The organism is Azotobacter salinestris (assembly GCF_009363155.1).
GTDB classification, from domain to species: Bacteria; Pseudomonadota; Gammaproteobacteria; order Pseudomonadales; family Pseudomonadaceae; genus Azotobacter; species Azotobacter salinestris.
Map to the genome: position 1 here is coordinate 2,006,641 of NZ_CP045302.1, position 20,069 is coordinate 2,026,709.

Here is a 20,069-nt window from a genome sequence, read left to right on the forward strand (position 1 = left end):
GCTCGCAGCGGTTGGCAAGCCCGCCGCTGCCGCGGATAATGCCCGGTTTTCACAACCCGCCTTCCCGGTGCACTGCCCCTCCGTGGCCAAGAGCAGACCATGAAAGACACGATTCGCCAGCTGATCCAGCAAGCCCTGACCCGCCTGACCGATGACGGCGTGCTCCCCGCGGGCCTGGCGCCGGCGATCCAGGTGGAAAACACCAAGGACAAGAGCCACGGCGACTTCGCCAGCAACATCGCCATGATGCTGGCCAAGCCGGCCGGCCTGAAGCCGCGCGAGCTGGCCGAGAAGCTGGTCGCCGCGCTGCCGGCCAACGCCTCGATCAGCAAGGTGGAAATCGCCGGTCCCGGCTTTCTCAACTTCTTCCAGAACAGCGACGCCCTGGCCCTGCGCCTGGAGGCCGCACTGACCGACGAGCGCCTCGGCGTGCGCAAGCACGGCGACCTGCAGCGGGTGGTGGTCGATCTGTCCTCGCCCAACCTGGCCAAGGAGATGCATGTTGGCCACCTGCGCTCGACCATCATCGGCGATGCCGTGGCGCGGGTGCTGGAATTCCTCGGCGATAGCGTGATCCGGCAGAACCACGTCGGCGACTGGGGTACCCAGTTCGGCATGCTGCTGGCCCACCTGGAGGAAAACCCGGCCTCGGCCGAGAGCGAGCTGGCCGACCTCGAGCAGTTCTACCGCGCCTCGAAGAAGCGCTTCGACGACTCCGAAGCTTTCGCCGACCGCGCCCGCGAACTGGTGGTCAAGCTGCAGGCCGGCGACCCGGAGTGCCTGCGCCTGTGGCAACGCTTCAACGAGGTCTCCCTGTCCCACTGCCAGGAAGTCTACGAACGCCTCGGCGTGCGCCTGAGCACCGATGACATCCGCGGCGAGAGCGCCTACAACGACGAGCTGCCGGGCATCGTCCAGGCCCTGCGCGACAAGGGCCTGCTGACCGAGAGCGAGGGCGCCCAGTGTGTGTTCCTCGACGAGTTCAAGAATGCCGAAGGCAACCCGCTGCCGGTGATCGTGCAGAAGGCCGGCGGCGGCTATCTCTACGCCACCACCGACCTCGCCGCAATGCGCTACCGCAGCCAGGTGCTCGAGGCCGATCGCGTGCTCTACTTCGTCGACCAGCGCCAGGCCCTGCACTTCCAGATGGCCTTCGCGGTGGCGCGCCGCGCCGGCTTCGTGCGCGCGGGCATGGAGCTCGAGCACATGGGCTTCGGCACCATGAACGGCGCCGACGGTCGCCCCTTCAAGACCCGCGACGGCGGCACGGTGAAGCTGATCGACCTGCTCGACGAAGCCGAGCAGCGCGCCTACACCCTGGTCAAGGGCAAGAATCCGGAGCTGCCCGAGGAAGAACTGCGCACCATCGCTCGCGCCGTGGGCATCGGTGCGGTGAAGTACGCCGACCTGTCCAAGCACCGCACCAGCGACTACAGCTTCAACTTCGAACTGATGCTGAGCTTCGAGGGCAACACCGCGCCGTACCTGCTCTATGCCTACACCCGCGTGGCCAGCGTGTTCCGCAAACTGGGCAAGGGCATCGACGAGATCGGCGGCGGCATCGTCCTCGAGGCCGCACCGGAGCAGGCGCTGGCCGCCCGGCTGGCGCAGTTCGGCGAGGTGCTCGGCAATGTCGCCGAGAAGGGCCTGCCGCACCTGCTCTGCGCCTATCTTTATGACCTGGCCGGACTGTTCTCCAGCTTCTACGAGAACTGTCCGATCCTCGCCGCCGGCACGCCGGCCCGCCAGCAGAGCCGCCTGCTGCTGGCCGCACTGACCGGCCGCACCCTCCGGCAGGGCCTGGAACTGCTCGGCCTGGAAACCCTGGAACGCATGTAAGTAAAGGGACTTACCCATCAGCATGGCAAAGAACAATGCCCCCAAGCGTGGCGCCAGCCGCACCCCGCCCCCGCGCAAGCGGGAGGTGCCGGGTTGGCTCTGGCTCTCCTGCGGCCTGGCCGTCGGCGGCTTCGCGATGTTTCTGACCAAGCTCGAACCCGGCAGCAATGCCATCAAGCGCGACACCGCCGAGCAACCGGCCAAGGCGATGCAACAGCAGCCGAGCAAGCCCAAGTACGACTTCTATACCCTGCTGCCCGAGTCGGAAGTCGTGGTGCCGCCGACCGCGCAGCAGCAGGTACAGGCACAGCCGCAGAAGCCGCCGGAGCAAGCGCCGGCCCAGCCGGCACAACAGCCGCCGCAGACGCTGCCGCCGACGCAGCAGACGGCACAAACGCAAGCGCCACCCCTGCGTCCGGCTACACCGCCGCAGCAGCCAAAGCCGACGCCGACGCCGACGCCGACGCCGACGCCAGCCCAGGACGCCGCACGAGCAGAAGCCCTGCTCAACGGCCGCACGCCTCCCGCCGTCACCGCCAAGCCACCGGCCCTGGCCAAGCCTGCGCCGACCACCCATTACTACCTGCAGGCCGGCTCGTTCCGCAGCAAGGCCGATGCGGAGGATGCCAAGGCGCGCATCGCCCTGCTCGGCCAGAGCGTGCGCGTCGAGGTCGGCACCGTGCGCGGCGAGACCTGGCACCGCGTGGTAGCCGGCCCCTTCGGCAACCGCCAGCAGCTGGAGCAGGCACAGAAGCAACTGGCCGGCGACGGCTTTCGCAACCTGATGCCCCAGCAGCGCCAGACACACTGAGCTTCCGGCAGGCCGCCTGCCAAGGCCTGCCGCCTTCCTCGTTGAAATTCTCCCGCCCCTGCCCCATATAGGTTCCACTCGGGCATTTTCGCCCCGCAGCGTGGAGACACTCCCTTGACCACCATCGTTTCAGTCCGCCGCCAAGGCAAAGTCGTCATGGGCGGCGACGGCCAGGTTTCCCTCGGCAACACCGTGATGAAGGGCAACGCGAGGAAAGTCCGCCGCCTCTATCACGGCCAGGTGCTGGCCGGCTTCGCCGGTGCCACTGCGGATGCCTTCACCCTCTTCGAGCGCTTCGAGGGTCAACTGGAAAAACACCAGGGCCATCTGGTCCGCGCTGCCGTCGAGCTGGCCAAGGACTGGCGCACCGATCGCTCGCTGAGCCGCCTGGAGGCCATGCTGGCGGTGGCCAACAAGGACGCCTCGCTGATCATCACCGGCAACGGCGACGTGGTCGAACCCGAGGAAAGCCTGATCGCCATGGGCTCCGGCGGCCCCTACGCGCAGGCCGCGGCGAAGGCGCTGCTGCTGCATACCGGCCTGTCGGCCCGCGAGGTTGCCGAAACCGCGCTGAACATTGCCGGCAGCATCTGCGTCTTCACCAATCAGAACCTGACCATCGAGGAGCTGGACCTCGACTGAGGCCCAGCGCAACCGGCCGCAGATCCGCGACCGGCGAACAGAACGCCGCGGCGGAGGGTCCCAGACCCGACGCCCCACCGCATGAAGCGAGTCTTACCCATGTCCATGACGCCCCGCGAAATCGTCCACGAACTCAACCGCCACATCGTCGGCCAGGACGACGCCAAGCGCGCCGTCGCCATCGCCCTGCGCAACCGCTGGCGGCGCATGCAGCTGCCGGCCGAGCTGCGCGCCGAGGTGACGCCGAAGAACATCCTGATGATCGGCCCGACCGGCGTCGGCAAGACCGAGATCGCCCGCCGCCTGGCACGCCTGGCGAACGCTCCGTTCATCAAGGTGGAGGCGACCAAGTTCACCGAGGTGGGCTATGTCGGCCGCGACGTGGAATCCATCGTCCGCGACCTGGCCGACGCGGCGGTGAAGATGATGCGCGAGCAGGAGATCCAGCGGGTGCGCTACCGCGCCGAGGACGCCGCCGAGGACCGCATTCTCGACGCCCTGCTGCCGCCGGCACGCCAGGGCTTCGGCGACGAGCAGGTGACGCGCGAGGACTCGAACACCCGCCAGCTGTTCCGCAAGCGCCTGCGCGAGGGTCAGTTGGACGACAAGGAAATCGATATCGAGATCGCCGAAGCGCCCAGCGGCGTGGAAATCATGGCCCCACCCGGCATGGAGGAAATGACCAGCCAGCTGCAGAACCTGTTCTCCAGCATGGGCAAGGGCCGCAAGAAGACCCACAAGCTGAAGGTCAAGGATGCGCTCAAGCTGGTCCGCGACGAGGAGGCGGCACGCCTGGTCAACGAGGAGGAGCTGAAGGCCCGCGCCCTGGAGGCGGTGGAGCAGAACGGCATCGTCTTCATCGACGAGATCGACAAGGTGGCCAAGCGCGCCAATGTCGGCGGCGCCGACGTCTCCCGCGAGGGCGTGCAGCGCGACCTGCTGCCGCTGATCGAGGGCTGCACGGTGAACACCAAGCTGGGCATGGTCAAGACCGACCACATCCTGTTCATCGCCTCCGGCGCCTTCCACCTGGCCAAGCCCAGCGACCTGGTGCCGGAACTGCAGGGCCGCCTGCCGATCCGCGTCGAACTCAAGGCGCTGAGCCCGGAGGACTTCGAACGCATCCTCACCGAGCCGCACGCCTCGCTGACCGAACAGTACAGCGAACTGCTGAAGACCGAAGGGCTGGACATCGAGTTCACCGCGGATGGCATCAAGCGCATCGCCGAAATCGCCTGGCAGGTCAACGAGAAGACCGAGAACATCGGCGCCCGGCGCCTGCACACCCTGCTCGAACGCCTGCTCGAGGAGGTTTCCTTCAGCGCCGCCGATTTGGCCGCCGATCATAGCGGTCGGCCGATCGTGATCGACGCCGCCTATGTCAACAGCCACCTCGGCGAACTGGCCCAGGACGAGGACCTGTCGCGCTATATCCTCTGAGCGGACGCTGTAGCCGCAGGGCGGATGGCCACCCCGTGGGAAACCGCCCAGCGTTTTCCATCGGGCCCCTATGGCGGTGGGTAAGGCGCCGCCGCTACCCCCCCCCTACGACCCGCCTCCTCACGCGGAGCCCCGACGATGCACATACCGACTGCCATCAAGCTGCACAAGGCCTCGAAAACTCTCGAGCTGCACTACGGTCCCGACGAACAGTACTGCCTCGATGCCGAATTCCTCCGCGTGCACTCGCCCTCGGCGGAAGTGCGGGGCCACGGCCATCCCGTGCTGCAACACGGCAAGCTCGGCGTCGGATTGACCGGTGTGGAGCCGGTCGGCCAGTACGCCCTCAAGCTGACCTTCGACGACGGCCACGACAGCGGCCTCTACAGCTGGGACTACCTCTACCAGTTGGCCCACGACCGCGACCGCCTGTGGACCGACTACCTGGCCGAACTGGAGCGCGCCGGCAAGTCCCGCGATCCCCACGAGTCGGTGGTCCGCCTGATGCCCTGAGCGAGCCACAGGTGCCCTGGCAAGACAAACCCGACCGCCAGCATTAGAATGTCCGGCACATTTTTCCGGTGCCAGCGACATGAACGATCCGCGCAAGAGCCACGAGTCCGAACCCATCACCCACTTCGGCTACCAGAACGTCCCGGAAAGCCAGAAGGCACGGAAGGTCGCCGAGGTGTTCCATTCGGTGGCGGCCAAGTACGACCTGATGAACGACGTGCTCTCCGGCGGCCTGCACCGGCTCTGGAAGCGCTTCACCATCGAGCTGTCCGGCGTGCGCCGGGGCAACCGGGTGCTGGACATCGCCGGCGGCACCGGCGACCTCGCCGGGCAGTTCTCCCGTCTGGTCGGCGAGACCGGCGAGGTGGTGCTGGCCGACATCAACGACTCCATGCTCAAGGTCGGCCGCGACCGCCTGCTCGACAAGGGCGTGGCCGGCAACCTGCGCTTCGTCCAGGCCGACGCCGAGAAGCTGCCGTTCCCCGACAACCACTTCGACGTGGTCACCATCGCCTTCGGTCTACGCAACGTCACCCACAAGGAAGACGCCCTGCGCTCCATGCTGCGGGTACTGAAGCCGGGCGGCCGCCTGCTGGTGCTGGAGTTCTCCAAACCGGCCAACGCCCTGCTCGGCAAGGCCTACGATGCCTACTCCTTCGCCTTCATGCCGCTGGCCGGCAAGCTGATCACCAACGACGCCGACAGCTACCGCTACCTGGCCGAGTCGATCCGCATGCACCCGAATCAGGAGACCCTGAAGGGCATGATGGTCGACGCCGGCTTCGAGCGCGTCACCTATCACAACATGACCGGCGGCATCGTCGCCCTGCACCGCGGCCTCAAGCCCTGATGATCGGCACGGCCCTGCTCGCTGGCGCGGAACACGGACTCAACCGCCTGCTGCGCCTGGACGGCACCGCCCTGCCGCGCCTGGCCCGGCTGGCCGGCAGCGTGCTCGCCGTGCACTGCACGGCCCCCGAGCTGCGCTTCCATATCCTGCCGAACGCCGACGGCCTGCGCCTGGCGAGCCACTGGCAGGGCGAGGCCGACTGCACCCTGCACGCCCCTGCCGAAAGCCTGCTGCGCCTGGTCGCCAGCCGGCGGAAGACCGCCATCCTGCACAGCCCCGAGGTCAGCCTGGAGGGCGACAGCGCCAGCCTGCTGGCGCTCGCCGAGATCCTCCAGGATCTGGAGCTGGACTGGGAGTACGAGGTGTCGCGCTGGCTCGGCCCGGTGGCCACCCAGGTGTTCGCCGGCAGCCTGCAGCATGCCACGCGCTGGGGCGGTCGGAGTCTGGCCAGACTGCGCCAGGATCTGGCCGACTATCTCGGCGAGGAAGCACGCACCCTGGTCGGTCGCCACGAAGCCGAGGCCCGCTTCGCCGAGGTCGACGACCTCCGGCTGGCCATGGACCGCCTCGAGGCGCGCATCGCCCGCCTCGCCCACCCACAGGAACCCAGCGATAACGCATGAAGCTCCTCGCCGTCCGCCGTCTGCTGCGCATCCAAAGCGTCGTCGTCCGCTATCGCCTCGACGACCTGCTGTTCGACCAGCTGCTGCTGCCCTGGTGGCTGCGCGCGCTGGGCTACCTCCTGCCCTGGCGCTGGTTCCCGCGCAGGCACAGCGAGCTGCCGCGTGCGGTCCGGCTGCGCCTGGCCCTGCAGGATCTCGGGCCGATCTTCATCAAGTTCGGACAGATCCTCTCGACCCGACGCGACCTGCTGCCGGAGGATATCGCCGACGAGCTGGTCTGGCTGCAGGACCGCGTACCTCCTTTCAATCCGCAGCAGTCCGTGGCGCTGATCGAGGAACAGCTCGGCGCCAAGGTCGACGAGGTGTTCGCCCGCTTCGACAGCGAGCCGCTGGCCTCGGCCTCGGTCGCCCAAGTGCATGCGGCACGGCTGAAGACCGGCGAGGAGGTGGTGGTCAAGGTGGTCCGCCCCGGGCTCAAGGCGGTGATCCGCCAGGACCTGGCCTGGCTCTACCTGTTCGCCCGGCTGGCCGAGCGGGCCTCCACCGAGGCCCGTCGCCTGCATCTGGTGGATGTGGTCAGCGACTACGAGAAGACCATCTACGACGAGCTCGACCTGCTCCGCGAGGCGGCCAACGCCAGCCAGCTCAAGCGCAACTTCGAGGACTCGCCGCTGCTCTACGTTCCGCAGATCTACTGGGACTGGTGCCGGCCCAAGGTGCTTGTGATGGAGCGCATCTACGGCGTGCCGGTGACCGACCTGGCCGCCCTCGTCGACCAGGGCACCGACCTCAAGCTGCTCGCCGAACGCGGCGTGGAGATCTTCTTCACCCAGGTGTTCCGCGACAGCTTCTTCCACGCCGACATGCACCCCGGCAACATTTTCGTCAGCACCCGCCAGCCCTGGGACCCGCAATACATCGCCATCGACTGCGGCATCGTCGGCAGCCTGACGCCGGAGGACCAGGACTACCTGGCGCGCAACCTGATGGCCTTCTTCAAGCGCGACTACCGCAAGGTCGCGCAGCTGCACATCGACTCCGGCTGGGTCCCGGCGCAGACCAAGGTCAACGAGTTCGAGGCGGCGATCCGCACCGTCTGCGAGCCGATCTTCGAGAAACCCCTGAAGGACATATCCTTCGGCCAGTTGCTGCTGCGCCTGTTCCAGACCGCCCGGCGCTTCAACATGGAGGTCCAGCCGCAGCTGGTGCTGCTGCAGAAGACCCTGCTCAACATCGAGGGGCTCGGCCGCCAGCTCTACCCGGAGCTGGACCTGTGGACCACCGCCAAGCCCTATCTCGAGCGCTGGATGCGCAAGCGCATGAGCCCGAAGGCCGTGCTCGGCAACCTGCAGGGCCAGATCGAGCAGCTGCCGCATCTGGCGCACATCACCCGCGAAGCGCTGGAAGGACTGGCCCGTCCGGCGTGGGACAGGGCGCCGCGGGAGCGCGAACGGCACGACCACCATCTCCTGCGCCTGCTCGGTGCCGCCCTGCTGGCCGGCGGCGTGCTGCTCGCCCTACAGACGCAGCCAATGGCCGTGAACGCCTGGCCGAGCTGGCTGATGCTCGCCAGCGGCCTCTACCTGCTGGTACGCCGCCGGCGCTTCCCCGACTGACCCGGTTGTCGCGACGCCCGCGCGTCGCAACGGAGTGGATATGCAAGACTGGTTGGACGAGATTCACTGGAACGCCGATGGCCTGGTGCCGGCCATCGCCCAAGACTACAAGACCGGGCGCATCCTGATGATGGCCTGGATGAACCGCGAGTCCCTGGCCCTGACCGCCCGGGAAAATCGTGCCATCTACTGGTCACGCTCGCGTGGTAAGCTTTGGCGCAAGGGCGAGGAATCGGGCCATGTGCAGAAAGTGCATGAACTGCGCCTGGACTGCGACGCCGACGTGATCGTCCTGCAGGTCGAGCAGCTCGGCGGCATCGCCTGCCACACCGGCCGCGAAAGCTGCTTCTACCGCGTTTTCGAAGACGGCGCCTGGAGGGTCGTCGATCCGATCCTCAAGGACCCCGACGCCATCTACCACGCAGGACACCGTCATGAGTGACACCCTCAACCAGCTGGCCGAAGTGCTCGAGGCGCGCAAGAACGCCGCCCCGGAAAGCTCCTACGTGGCCAGCCTGTATCACAAGGGTCTGAACAAGATTCTGGAAAAGGTCGGCGAGGAATCGGTGGAAACCATCCTCGCCGCCAAGGACGCCGCGGCCAGCGGCGACTACAGCGACCTGATCCACGAAACGGCCGACCTCTGGTTCCACAGCCTGGTCATGCTCGCCGCCCTCGGCCAACATCCCCAGGCGGTGCTCGACGAACTGGAGCGGCGCTTCGGCCTGTCCGGGCATGCGGAAAAGGCCGCCCGCCCGAAGTCCTGAGCACGGCCAGGACACAGCAACCCCTTCATGTTTTTACGGAGTGAACCACCATGGGTTTCGGCGGCATCAGCATCTGGCAACTTCTGATCGTTCTGCTCATCGTCGTCATGCTGTTCGGCACCAAGCGCCTGAAGAGCCTGGGCTCGGATCTGGGCGATGCCATCAAGGGCTTCCGCAAGTCGATGGATAGCGAGGAGAACAAGACGCCTCCGGTGGAGGAGCACAAGGGCCATACCATCGAAGCGCAGTCACGCAAGGTCGAGGAACCGGCCAGGAAAGACTGAGCATGTTCGACATCGGCTTCAGCGAACTCCTGCTGGTCGGCCTGATCGCCCTGCTGGTGCTCGGTCCCGAGCGCCTGCCGATCGCCGCGCGCATGGCCGGGCTGTGGATCGGCCGCCTGAAAGGCAGCTTCAATGCGCTCAAGACGGAGGTCGAGCGCGAGATCGGCGCCGACGAGATCCGCCGCCAGCTGCATAACGAGCGGATTCTCGAGCTGGAGCGCGAGCGCGAACGGGAGATGAAGCAGAGCCAGCAGCCGGCCGCCGCTGCGCCAAGTGCGCCGGACAAGGACCCGACCAGCCCTGCCCTGCCCTCTCAGTCTGCCCCTGCGACCAGCACCGAGCCGCCTGCCGCCAACCCCGACAAGACGCCCAGCCCATGACAGCCCGACCGGACAGCGATCAGGACATGCCCCTGGTCGCGCACCTGACCGAGCTGCGCTCGCGCCTGCTGCGCAGCGTGGCGGCAGTGCTGCTGATCTTCGCCGCACTCTTCTACTTCGCCCAGGACATCTACGCCCTGGTCTCGGCGCCCCTGCGCGCCTACCTGCCGGAAGGCGCGACCATGATCGCCACCGGCGTGGCCTCGCCGTTCCTCGCGCCGTTCAAGCTGACCCTGATGGTGTCGCTGTTTCTCGCCATGCCGGTGGTCCTCTACCAGATCTGGGGCTTCATCGCGCCGGGGCTGTACCAGCACGAGAAACGCATCGCCGTGCCGCTGATGGCCTCCAGCGTGCTGCTCTTCTATGCCGGCATGGCCTTCGCCTACTTCGTGGTCTTCCCGATCATGTTCGGCTTCTTCGCCAGCGTGACCCCCGAAGGCGTGGCGATGATGACCGACATCGGCCAGTACCTGGACTTCGTCCTCACCCTGTTCTTCGCCTTCGGCGTGGCCTTCGAGGTGCCGGTGGCGACTTTCCTGCTGATCTGGGTGGGCATCGTCGACGTGGAAAGCCTGCGCCGGAGCCGCCCGTACGTGATCGTCGCCAGCTTCGTGATCGGCATGATCCTCACCCCGCCGGACATCTTCTCCCAGACCCTGCTCGCCGTGCCCATGTGGCTGCTGTTCGAGGTCGGGGTATTCTGCGGCGCCCGCATCCGCCGCCAGGAGTCGGCCGGAGCCAACGGCCAGTCGCACCCGTGAACCTGCTGCTGCTCGACGACGCCGACTTCGTCGCCGCCGACCGGGTGATCCTGCGCGACCGCCGCCTGCGCCACCTGCAGGAAGTGCATCGCGCCGAAGCCGGCGACAGCCTGCGGGTCGGCCATGTGGGCAGGGCGATGGGCGAGGGCCGCCTGCTGCGCCTGGAGGCCGGGCTCGCCGAGCTGCAGGTGGCCTTCGACCGGGCACCGCCGGCCAAGCTGCCGCTGACCCTGCTGCTCGCCCTGCCTCGGCCGAAGATGCTCAAGCGCGTGCTGCAGACGGTCGCCGCCATGGGCGTGCCGCGCCTGGTGCTGCTCAACAGCTACCGGGTGGAGAAGAGCTTCTGGCAGACCCCCTTCCTCGAACCCGCGGCGATCCGCGAGCAGTTGATCCTCGGCCTGGAACAGGCGCGTGACACCGTGCTGCCGGAAGTGCTGATCGAAAAGCGCTTCAAGCCCTTCGTCGAGGATCGCCTGCCGCAGCTCGCCGCCGGCAGCCTCGGCCTGCTCGGCCATCCCGGCGACTTCCCGCCCTGCCCGCGCGCCGTCGACCGGCCGGTGACCCTGGCCATCGGCCCGGAAGGCGGCTGGATTCCCTACGAGGTGGACAAGCTGCAGGCCGCCGGTCTCGCCCCAGTGCAACTGGGCGAGCGCATCCTGCGCGTGGAGACTGCGGTGACCGCGCTGCTTGCGCGCCTGTTCTGAGCGCACGTCGCCGCCCCTGCCGCCTTGCGGGCACCTGCCTCACGCCCCCTCGACGACAGGGCGTGGCGGGCGCATGAGCGCCCGCCGCCCTACCCGGCCAGCAGCACCCCGTCGGCCGCCGGCTTCGCCTGGCTGCTCGGGGCAGGCTGGGAGCGACCGCTGCTGCGGTACAGCCCGCCCAGGGAGCGCCGCCAGGGCGCCAGCCAGTTCTCCCAGCCCTCCTCCCAGAGCTGCAGGTGCAGGCGCGCCAGGGCCACCGGATCGCTGAGCAGAGCCAATCGCGCCCGGTCGTCGAGCCGCTCGGGGCCGACGGCCAGGGCATGGGTCACGCGCTCCGCGCGCAGCCGCTCGACCGCCAGCGAACGGCCATGGCGCGCGGTGGCCATGGCGCAGGCCAGGGCATTGCCCAGCGGATCGACCACTGCCCGGACGAAGGCGCCGCCCAACGCGCGCCGGCGGTTCTCACGGGTATAGCGCTCGGTGGCGCGCAGTTCGGGCGGCGCATCGTGCTCCTCGGGGATGAGGAACAGCTTCAGCGCGCGCAGGTGCCGGCCCAGATCGACCCGACTGGAGAGCACCGACACCGGAATAGAGAGCGTCAGGGCCCCGACGATCGGCGCCAGCCACCAGAGGAAGTGCGGATTCAGCCAGGCCACCAGCAAGGCCCAGACGACGCCGAGCAGGGTCTGCACCCCATGCCGGCGCAGCGCCTCGCCCCAGGAGGTGGAGCCGTCGTCGCGGCGCGGCGACTTCCACTGCACCGAGCGGCCGAGAAAGGCACCGATCACGAAGCAGCTGTGGAAGAACATCCGCACCGGCGTCAGCAGGATCGAGCAGCACATCTCCAGCAGCACGCTCAGGGTCACCCGGATCGCTCCGCCATAGGGGCCGGCCCCCTTGACCCAGACCAGCACCAGACTGAGCAGCTTGGGCAGCACCAGCATGGTCAGGGTGCTGTAGAACAGCAGCATCGCCTCCCGGGGATACCAGGGCATCCAGGCTGGAAACGGCCCCGATGCACTGGCGACATCCTGGGGCATCAGCAGTTGATGCGCGGCCATCAGCGCGGTGGAGAGCAGCAGAAAGGCGAACCACAGCGGTGCCGACAGGTAGGACATCACCCCGGTGAGGAACACCGCGCGGTGTACCGGATGTATGCCACGGACCAGAAACAGGCGGAAGTTCATCAGGTTGCCATGGCACCAGCGGCGGTCGCGCTTGAGCTCGTCGATCAGATTCGGCGGCAGCTCCTCGTAGCTGCCCGGCAGGTCGTGGGCGACCCACACGCCCCAGCCGGCGCGGCGCATCAGGGCCGCCTCGACGAAGTCGTGGGAGAGGATCGCCCCGGCGAACACCCCACGTCCGGGCAGCGGCGCCAGGGCGCAGTGCTCGATGAACGGCTTGACGCGGATGATCGCGTTGTGCCCCCAGTAGTGCGACTCGCCGAGCTGCCAGAAATGCATGCCGGCGGTCAGCAGCGGGCCGTAGACGCGGGTGGCGAATTGCTGCATGCGCGCATAGAGGGTGTCGCGGCCCGAGGCCCTGGGCGCGGTCTGGATGATCCCGGCCTCGGGATTGGCCTCCATCAGTCGCACCAGGGTGGTCAGGCACTCGCCGCTCATCACGCTGTCGGCGTCCATCACCACCATGTAGCGGTACTGGCTGCCCCAGCGCCGGCAGAAGTCGTCGATGTTGCCGCTCTTGCGCTTCACCCGACGGCGGCGCCGGCGGTAGAAGATGCGCCCGAAGCCGCCGGTCTCGCGGCACAGCTCGAGCCAGGCCTGCTGCTCGGCGGCGGCGATGTCGGCCGAGCCGCTGTCGCTGAGGATGAAGAAGTCGAAGCGCCCCAGCTCGCTGCCGGCGGCCAGCGACTCGTAGGTCGCCCGCAGGCCGGCGAAAGCCCGCGCCACGTCCTCGTTGCAGATCGGCATGACGATGGCCGTGCGCACCTCGGCGGGTATCGGCTCGGCCTGCAGGCCAGCGGCGGAGATGTGCTGGCGCTCGCGTCCGCGCAGCAGCTCCCAGAACCCCATCACCGCGGTCCAGAAACCGGCGGACACCCAGCCGAAGAGCAGCGCGAAGAGGCCGAGCACGCTGCCCTCGAGCAGATAGGGCAGCGCCGTGCCCAGGCTGTGCCAGGGGCTGGGTGGGACACCCTCAACGAGCTGGGCGAGTGTCGAGAAAGACCAGTCACAGCAGGGCAGGATATCCCTCATGTACCAGGTGGCCAGGGCGGTCGGTCCCAGCATCAGCAGCAGCAGGATCAACCGGCGCAGCGAGGCGACCCGCTGCCAGCTCGCCGGCGGCAGATCGTGCCTCGGCGGCGGCGAATTGCGGCGGCCGGTGAGCCGGCGCCAGAGACGCAGCAGCGGATTGCAGCCCCAGGGCTCGGGGATGACCGGTGTGCGGCGGATCGGCGGTGCGGCGGCCAGGCGGGCATGCCCAGCGGCATCGGTGGCGAGCCCCCCGGCCAGCTCGTCGCCGTAGCCCCCGGCCAGGCGCCGGGAGGCCGAGGCCAGGACGGCATCGCCGGCCCCCGCCCGGGCATCCCCTGCCAGACGCCGGTGCAGTTCGACGAACGAGCCGGCATCGGTCATTTGCTCGCGCTCTGTCGCGGCCAGCGGCAGATGCCGCAGGTAGTCGTCCAGCGGAGCCTGGGGGAAGGTCGGATTATTCTTTGGCATGCAACTGGTAACTCCAGATTTCGGTCAGGCGTCGGTCGCCCTTGACCAGTGCGGCGTACATCTCCACCGGCCGCTGTGGGTCCTTGATCTTCAAACGCAGGGTAAGGCGCCAGCCACGAATGGCCGGGTGATAGCGTAGGCTGTTCTCCAGCAGCTCGCCGTTGTGGTCGACGCTGACCTGGCTGGCGAGCGGCGTGTCCGGAGCCAGCGCCTGCAGCGCCGGCCCCTCGAAATCCACCAGCAGCAGCGTGCTGCCGTCGGCCTGGCGGACCAGGTTGCGCTGGCGGAACTCCCCCCGCGAGCGCAGCGTCTGCCTGACCCAGGCCGAGCCGCCGGGATACAGCGCCGCCTCGTTCCGGGTCCAGTGCAGGCGGTAGGCGAAGTCCAGCGGCTGGCCCGACACGGGCATGACCTGCGGCCGCCAGAAGGCGACGATGTTGTCGTTGGTCTCGTCCGCGCTGGGGATCTCCACCAGCTCCACGCTGCCCTGTCCCCACTGGCCCAGCGGCTCGACCCAGGCGCTCGGACGCAGATCGTAGCGATCATCCAGGTCTTCGTAGTCGGAGAACTCGCGGCTGCGCTGCAGCAGGCCGAAACCTCTGGGGTCCTCCAGGTGGTAGGGGGTCACCGACAGCTGGCGCGGGTTCTGCAGCGGGCGCCAGATCCAGTCGCCATTGCCGTCATGGATCAAGAGGCCGCTCGAGTCGTGGATCTGCGGGCGGAAGTTGAGTTGAGGCGACGGCTGGTTGTCGCCGAACAGAAACATGCTGGTCAGCGGCGCCAGGCCCAGCCGGCCGACCGGCCCGCGCAGATAGAGCCGGGCCTTGATGTCCATCCGGGTATCCTGTCCCGGATGCAGGACGATGTGGTAGGCGCCGGTGGCCCGTGGCGAGTCGAGCAGGGCGAAGATGGTCAGATGCTGATCATGGGGCTCCGGCCGCTCGATCCAGAACTCGCGAAATTGCGGGAACTCCTCGCCGGAAGGTAGTGCGGTGTCGAGCGCCAGGCCGCGGGCGGACAGGCCGAACACCTGGCCCTGGCCGACCACCCGGAAATAGCTGGCGCCGAGAAAACTGGCGATCTCGTCCCGCTTGTCCGCCTGATTGATCGGATAGAGCACGCGAAAGCCGGCGTAGCCGAGCCGCTCGATCGCCCCGGGATCGATGTGCAGGGAGCCGAAATCGAAGCGCGAGGGATCATAGGCGATTTCCCTGGCGATACCGTCCACCACCTCGTTGATGCGCACCGGCATGGCGAAGTGCATGCCCTGGTGGTGGAAGCCCAGCTTGAAGCGGGTCTGCTCACCGGCCCAGTAGGCCTTCTCGGGACGGAGGCGGATCTGCTGGTGATCGGCGAAGGTCATGCCGGCGAGCTCGGCCGGCAGGTTGCCGACGGAGGCGGCATAGGGTTCGCGGGCCAGGCGCTTCGCCCGCTCGGCCACCTCGTCGAAGCCGAAGCCCCAGGCCGGGGCGGCGCCCAGCGCCAGGATGGCGGAACCGGCCAGCAGCAGGCCGCGGCATGAAGCGATCATCGACGTCATTGCGCAAGGCTCGGGCATGGCTGAAAGGTGGGGATGGACGGGAGTTGTCGGTCGGCAACTCTAACCTATTGAAAAAAATAGAGAAAATCCGGAAGGCGCGGAAAGCCGCAAATAGGCAAATTTTCCTTTGCATTCATATGGTTAGCTATTTTTATCCAAATCCTTCAAAAATCCCCGGAAAGGGGGACGAGCGGCAACCCGGCCGAGCAGGACAGTCGCCGTCGGCATTTTGCAGGGTTGCCAGGGTACAACACTCGGCTCCCGGCCACGGCGCCGCTCACGCCCGGCGCGCGGCAACGGCGTCATGGGTGCGCCCCTCCCCCTACCTCGCCAGCAGCACTCCAGCGGCCTCCGGCGTGGCCTCGTCGGTCGCGTGGCGGCGGCACCGGGCACTCCGAGCATGCCGCCATGGCGCCAGCCAGTTCTCCCGGCCCTCCTCCCACAGCTGCAGGTGCAGGCGCGACAGGGCCACCGGGTCGCTCAGCAAGGCCAGACGCGTTTCGCCATCGAGCCCTTGCGGCCCGGCTGCCAGCGCCTGCTCCACACGCTCGCGGCGCCGCGTCTCGATCGCCTGGGCGGTGCCGTGCCGCGCCGTGCCCATGGCGCAGGCCAGGGCGTTGAGCTGCGGATCGACGGCGGCCCGGATGAAACCGTCCTGGAGTGCTTGCCGCCGATTCTCTCGGCTGTACGCGTCGGTAGCGCGCAGTTCCCGTGGCATGTCGTACTCCTCTGGAATGAGGAACAGCCTCCCATGACGTGCGCATGCCCCCCATTTGACCCAGCTGGTGACCACCGACACCGGGATGGACAGTATCAGCGAGCCCAGGATGGGTGACAGCCACCAGAGGAAGCGGGGGTTCAGCCAGGCCACCAGCAGCGCCCAGGCGATGCCGAGCAGGGTCTGCCCGCCGTGCCGGCGCAACGCCTCGCCCCAGGTAGTGGCATCGTCGTCGCGCTGTGGCGACTTCCATTGCACCGACCGGCCGAGGAAGGCGGCGAATACGAAGCGGGTGTGAAAAAGCATGCGTACCGGCGCCACCAGCATCGAGAAGCACATCTCCAGCAGCATGCTCAGGGCCACCTTGAACGCGCCCCCATAGGCCCTGGCCCCCTTCGCCCAGACCAGGATCACGCTGAGCAGCTTGGGCAGGAACAGCAGGGTCAGGGTGGTGGAGAACAGCGCGATGGCGCGTTCCGGGTGCCATTGCGGCCAGATCGGAAAGAGCTGCCTTGGCGCCATGAAATACTGCGGCTCCATCAACTGATGCACCGCCAGCAGGGCGGTGGAGAGCACCAGGAAGGCGAACCACAGCGGTGCCGACAGGTAGGACATCACCCCGGTGAGGAACACCGCGCGGTGTACCGGATGCATGCCCTTGACCAGAAACAGGCGGAAGTTCATCAGGTTGCCGTGACACCAGCGACGGTCGCGCTTGAGCTCGTCGAGCAGGTTCGGCGGCAGCTCCTCGTAGCTGCCCGGCAGGTCGTAGGCGATCCACACGCCCCAGCCGGCGCGGCGCATCAGCGCCGCCTCGACGAAGTCGTGGGAAAGGATCGCCCCGGCGAACGCCCCCTTGCCCGACAGCGGCGCCAGCGCGCAGTGCTCGATGAACGGCTTGATGCGGATGATCGCGTTGTGCCCCCAGTAGTGCGACTCGCCGAGCTGCCAGAAGTGCAGGCCGGCCGTGAACAGCGGGCCGTAGACGCGGGTGGCGAACTGCTGCATGCGTGCGTAGAGGGTGTCCATGCCCGAAGCCTTGGGCGCGGTCTGGATGATCCCGGCCCCGGGGTTGGCCTCCATCAGCCGCACCAGCTTGGTCAGGCACTCGCCGCTCATCACGCTGTCGGCGTCCATCACCACCATGTAGCGGTACTGGCTGCCCCAGCGCCGGCAGAAGTCGTCGATGTTGCCGCTCTTGCGCTTCACCCGGCGCCGCCGGCGGCGGTAGAAGATGCGCCCGAAGCCGCCGGTCTCGCGGCACAGCTCGAGCCAGGCCTGCTGCTCGGCGGCGGCGATGTCCGCCGAGCCGCTGTCGCTGAGGACGAAGAAATCGAAGCGCTCCAGTTCGCCGCTGGCGGCCAGCGACTCGTAGGTCGCCCGCAGGCCGGCGAACACCCGCGCCACGTCCTCGTTGCAGATCGGCATGACGATGGCCGTGCGCGCTTCGGCGGCGATCGGCTCGTCGTCGCTCACGCTGCTGCCGGAGATGCGGTAGCGGTCGCGTCCGGTGAGCAGCTCCCAGAAGCCCATCAGGGCCGTCCAGAAGCCGGCCGAGACCCAGCAGAAGAGGACGGTGAAGAGCGACAGCACGCCGAACTGGAGGACATACGGCAAGACCTGCTGCAGGCTCTGCTGCCAGCTCTGCCGGCTGATCTCCGCGAGATCGACGAAGGCCCAGCCCTGATAGGGCAGGATGTCCTTCATGTACCAGGTGGCCACACTGGTCTGGCCCAGCATCAGCAGCAGCAGGATGAGCCGGCGCCGCGAGCCGACCCGCTGCCAGTGCGCCTTCGGCAGGTCGCGGGTCGCCCTGGGCGGGCTCCGGCGGCCGGTGAGCCGGCGCCAGGCGCGCACCAGCAGGTTGGTACGCCAGGGCTCGGGGATGACCCGGGTGCGCCGGATCGGCGGAGCCGCCTCCAGGCAGGGACGGCCACAGGTATCCCTGCCTGGCGAGCCGGCCTCGTCCGGCTCGCCGCGGCCACCCAGCGCCAGGCGCCGGGCGGCCGAGGCCAGGGCGGGATCGCCGGCCTCTGCCGGAGCTTCCCCGGCAAGCCGCCGGTGCAGTTCGGCGAGCGAGCCGGCCTCGGCCAGGCCTTCGCGCTCCCGCGCATCGAGCGGCAGATGTTCGAGATATTCGGCCAGCAGAGCTTCGGTGGGCGTCGGATTATTCATTGGCGGGCAACTGGTAGCTCCAGGTTTCGGTGAGGGTTTTCTTGCCGTTGACCAGCGCGACGCGCATCTCCGTCGGCTTCTTCGGGTCCTTGACACTGACCCGCAGCATCAGGCGCCAGCCCTTGGTGGCCGGGTTGTAGCGCAGGCTGTTCTCCTTCACCTCGGCGTTGCCGTCGACGCCGATCTGTGGAGCGAGCGGCGCATCCGGCGGCAGACCCTTCAGCGCCGGCCCCTCGAAGTCGACCACGAGCGCCGTGCTGCCGTCCGGCTGGCGGATCAGGTTCTTCTGCTTCACGTCGCCCGCCGCGCGCAGGGTCTGCTCGACCCAGGCCGAATCCCGGTCGTGCAGCCCCGGCTCGTCGCGGGTCCAGTGCAGGCGGTAGCTCAGGTCCAGCGGCTGGCCCGGCTCCGGCTGGCTGGCCGGACTCCAGAAGGCGACGATGTTGTCGTTGGTCTCGTCCGGGGTAGGGATCTCGACCAGCTCCACGCTGCCATTGCCCCAGTCGCCCTGCGGCTCGACCCAGGCGCTCGGGCGCAGGTCGTAGCGGTCGTCCAGATCCTCGTAGCGCGAGAATTCGCGGCCGCGCTGCAGCAGGCCAAAGCCCTTCGGGTTCTCCACGCTGTAGCTGCTCACCGAGAGGTGCTTCGGATTGTTCAGCGGGCGCCAGATCCATTCGTCGTTGCCGGCATGGATCTGCAGACCGCTGGAGTCGTGCAGTTCCGGACGGTAGTTGGGCTGCGCCGGAGGCTGGTTGCCGCCGAACAGGAACATGCTGGTCAGCGGCGCCAGGCCCAGCTTGCCGACCTTGTCGCGCAGGAACAGCCGGGACTGGACGTCGACCACGGCGTCGCGGCCCGGGTGCAGCACGAAGCGGTAGGCACCGGTGGCGCGTGGCGAGTCGAGCAGGGCGAAGATCGTCAGGTGCTTGTCCTGCGGCTTCGGCTGCTCGATCCAGAACTCGCGAAAGCGCGGGAACTCCTCGCCCGAAGGCTGCGCCGTGTCGATCGCCAGGCCACGGGCGGACAGGCCGTAGGCCTGGCCCTTGCCGACCACCCGGAAATAGCTGGCGCCGAGGAAGGTGGTGATCTCGTCGCGCTTGCCCGCACCGTTGATCGGATAGAGCACGCGGAAGCCGGCGTAGCCGAGATTCTGAGTGGCGTTGCGATCGAACTTCAGGGTGCCGAAGTCGAAGCGTGTGGGGTCATAGGGGATTTCCGCGACCCGGTTGCCGGCGATTTCGTTGATCTTCACCGGCGTGTTGAAGTGCATGCCCTGGTGGTAGAAGCTCAGCTTGAAGGGCGTCTTCCTGTCCGACCAGTAGGCCTTGTCCTCGCGGAAACGGATCTGCTGGTAGTCGGCAAACTTCATCTCGCCGAACTCGGCGGGCAGGTTGCTGGCGGGAGCGACGAACTTTTCCGCGGCCAGGCCCTTCGCCCTCTCGGCCACGTCGTCGAAGCCGAAGGCCCAGGCCGGGGCGGGCTCCAGCGTCAGGATGAGAGCCCCGGCCAACAGCAGGCCATGCAAACAGTGGTTGCGTGATGCAGATAGAACAGCGCGAAAAGCCACGAATCCTCCTGTTATCCAATACAAGAACGAAGATGCTGCCTGCCAGGACAGCACCGGACACCAGGGAGTGGGACCAGGGTGCCAAGAGGTGAGTTCCGCTTCGCTGCAACCGCTTGTCTGCCCGGCAGGCGAACGCGAAACCCAGGCGCCCTGGA

The 20,069-nt window shown here is 67.9% G+C and carries 18 protein-coding genes; 14 read left to right on the forward strand and 4 right to left on the reverse strand.

The features are described from left to right. Nucleotides 1–99: 99 nt before the first annotated feature. The 14 genes from argS to GCU53_RS09455 all read left to right on the forward strand — a co-directional run bounded on the left by argS (nt 100) and on the right by GCU53_RS09455 (nt 11,230). Nucleotides 100–1,839, forward strand: coding sequence for an arginine--tRNA ligase (gene argS, locus GCU53_RS09390; protein WP_152387379.1), 1,740 nt, complete (start codon nt 100–102; stop codon nt 1,837–1,839). Between the two features lie 22 nt (nt 1,840–1,861). Beyond that, a complete protein-coding gene (locus tag GCU53_RS09395) occupies nt 1,862–2,650 on the forward strand; it encodes an SPOR domain-containing protein (protein WP_152387380.1) in 789 nt (262 codons plus the stop codon). Between the two features lie 114 nt (nt 2,651–2,764). Beyond that, nucleotides 2,765–3,292 (forward strand): ATP-dependent protease subunit HslV, encoded by a 528-nt coding sequence (gene hslV, locus GCU53_RS09400; protein ID WP_152387381.1) that lies wholly within the window; start codon nt 2,765–2,767, stop codon nt 3,290–3,292. 99 nt (nt 3,293–3,391) lie between these two features. Further along, nucleotides 3,392–4,732, forward strand: a complete 1,341-nt coding sequence (hslU, locus tag GCU53_RS09405; protein ID WP_152387382.1) for an HslU--HslV peptidase ATPase subunit — start codon at nt 3,392–3,394, stop codon at nt 4,730–4,732. Nucleotides 4,733–4,870: 138 nt separating this feature from the next. Beyond that, entirely contained in the window at nt 4,871–5,245 is a 375-nt protein-coding gene (locus GCU53_RS09410; RefSeq protein WP_152387383.1) for a gamma-butyrobetaine hydroxylase family protein, read from the forward strand. A gap of 79 nt (nt 5,246–5,324) precedes the next feature. Then, nucleotides 5,325–6,095, forward strand: coding sequence for a bifunctional demethylmenaquinone methyltransferase/2-methoxy-6-polyprenyl-1,4-benzoquinol methylase UbiE (gene ubiE / locus GCU53_RS09415; RefSeq protein ID WP_152387384.1), 771 nt, complete (start codon nt 5,325–5,327; stop codon nt 6,093–6,095). Continuing rightward, nucleotides 6,095–6,718 (forward strand): ubiquinone biosynthesis accessory factor UbiJ, encoded by a 624-nt coding sequence (locus GCU53_RS09420; RefSeq protein ID WP_152387385.1) that lies wholly within the window; start codon nt 6,095–6,097, stop codon nt 6,716–6,718. Before ubiE ends, GCU53_RS09420 begins: the two co-directional genes overlap by 1 nt. Then, nucleotides 6,715–8,334: a ubiquinone biosynthesis regulatory protein kinase UbiB gene (gene ubiB / locus GCU53_RS09425; RefSeq protein ID WP_152387386.1), complete on the forward strand. Its 1,620-nt coding sequence runs from the start codon at nt 6,715–6,717 to the stop codon at nt 8,332–8,334. Before GCU53_RS09420 ends, ubiB begins: the two co-directional genes overlap by 4 nt. Before the next feature lie 40 nt (nt 8,335–8,374). Next, a complete protein-coding gene (gene hisI / locus GCU53_RS09430; RefSeq protein ID WP_152387387.1) occupies nt 8,375–8,776 on the forward strand; it encodes a phosphoribosyl-AMP cyclohydrolase in 402 nt (133 codons plus the stop codon). Continuing rightward, a complete protein-coding gene (locus tag GCU53_RS09435; RefSeq protein ID WP_152387388.1) occupies nt 8,769–9,101 on the forward strand; it encodes a phosphoribosyl-ATP diphosphatase in 333 nt (110 codons plus the stop codon). The genes hisI and GCU53_RS09435 overlap by 8 nt, the downstream gene beginning before the upstream one ends. A 50-nt stretch (nt 9,102–9,151) precedes the next feature. Next, nucleotides 9,152–9,385: a twin-arginine translocase TatA/TatE family subunit gene (gene tatA, locus GCU53_RS09440; protein WP_152387389.1), complete on the forward strand. Its 234-nt coding sequence runs from the start codon at nt 9,152–9,154 to the stop codon at nt 9,383–9,385. Nucleotides 9,386–9,387: 2 nt separating this feature from the next. Next, nucleotides 9,388–9,765: a Sec-independent protein translocase protein TatB gene (gene tatB / locus GCU53_RS09445; protein WP_152387390.1), complete on the forward strand. Its 378-nt coding sequence runs from the start codon at nt 9,388–9,390 to the stop codon at nt 9,763–9,765. Continuing rightward, the gene (tatC, locus tag GCU53_RS09450) at nt 9,762–10,526 is read left to right on the forward strand and encodes a twin-arginine translocase subunit TatC (protein WP_152387391.1); all 765 of its coding nucleotides are present in this window, start codon (nt 9,762–9,764) and stop codon (nt 10,524–10,526) included. The genes tatB and tatC overlap by 4 nt, the downstream gene beginning before the upstream one ends. Beyond that, a complete protein-coding gene (locus tag GCU53_RS09455) occupies nt 10,523–11,230 on the forward strand; it encodes a 16S rRNA (uracil(1498)-N(3))-methyltransferase (protein WP_152387392.1) in 708 nt (235 codons plus the stop codon). Before tatC ends, GCU53_RS09455 begins: the two co-directional genes overlap by 4 nt. An 89-nt stretch (nt 11,231–11,319) precedes the next feature. On the opposite strand, the gene mdoH (GCU53_RS09460) is transcribed toward GCU53_RS09455, so the two are convergent. The 4 genes from mdoH (GCU53_RS09460) to GCU53_RS09475 all read right to left on the reverse strand — a co-directional run bounded on the left by mdoH (GCU53_RS09460) (nt 11,320) and on the right by GCU53_RS09475 (nt 19,914). Beyond that, complete coding sequence (mdoH, locus tag GCU53_RS09460) at nt 11,320–13,914, reverse strand: glucans biosynthesis glucosyltransferase MdoH (RefSeq protein WP_152387393.1); 2,595 nt, start codon at nt 13,912–13,914, stop codon at nt 11,320–11,322. Beyond that, nucleotides 13,901–15,454 carry a glucan biosynthesis protein G gene (locus tag GCU53_RS09465; protein WP_152387394.1) on the reverse strand — a complete coding sequence of 518 codons (1,554 nt, stop codon included), beginning with the start codon at nt 15,452–15,454 and terminating at the stop codon, nt 13,901–13,903. The genes mdoH (GCU53_RS09460) and GCU53_RS09465 overlap by 14 nt, the downstream gene beginning before the upstream one ends. A 322-nt stretch (nt 15,455–15,776) precedes the next feature. Then, nucleotides 15,777–18,347 carry a glucans biosynthesis glucosyltransferase MdoH gene (mdoH, locus tag GCU53_RS09470; protein WP_152387395.1) on the reverse strand — a complete coding sequence of 857 codons (2,571 nt, stop codon included), beginning with the start codon at nt 18,345–18,347 and terminating at the stop codon, nt 15,777–15,779. After that, nucleotides 18,340–19,914 (reverse strand): glucan biosynthesis protein G, encoded by a 1,575-nt coding sequence (locus tag GCU53_RS09475; protein WP_280115872.1) that lies wholly within the window; start codon nt 19,912–19,914, stop codon nt 18,340–18,342. The genes mdoH (GCU53_RS09470) and GCU53_RS09475 overlap by 8 nt, the downstream gene beginning before the upstream one ends. Nucleotides 19,915–20,069: the final 155 nt, after the last annotated feature.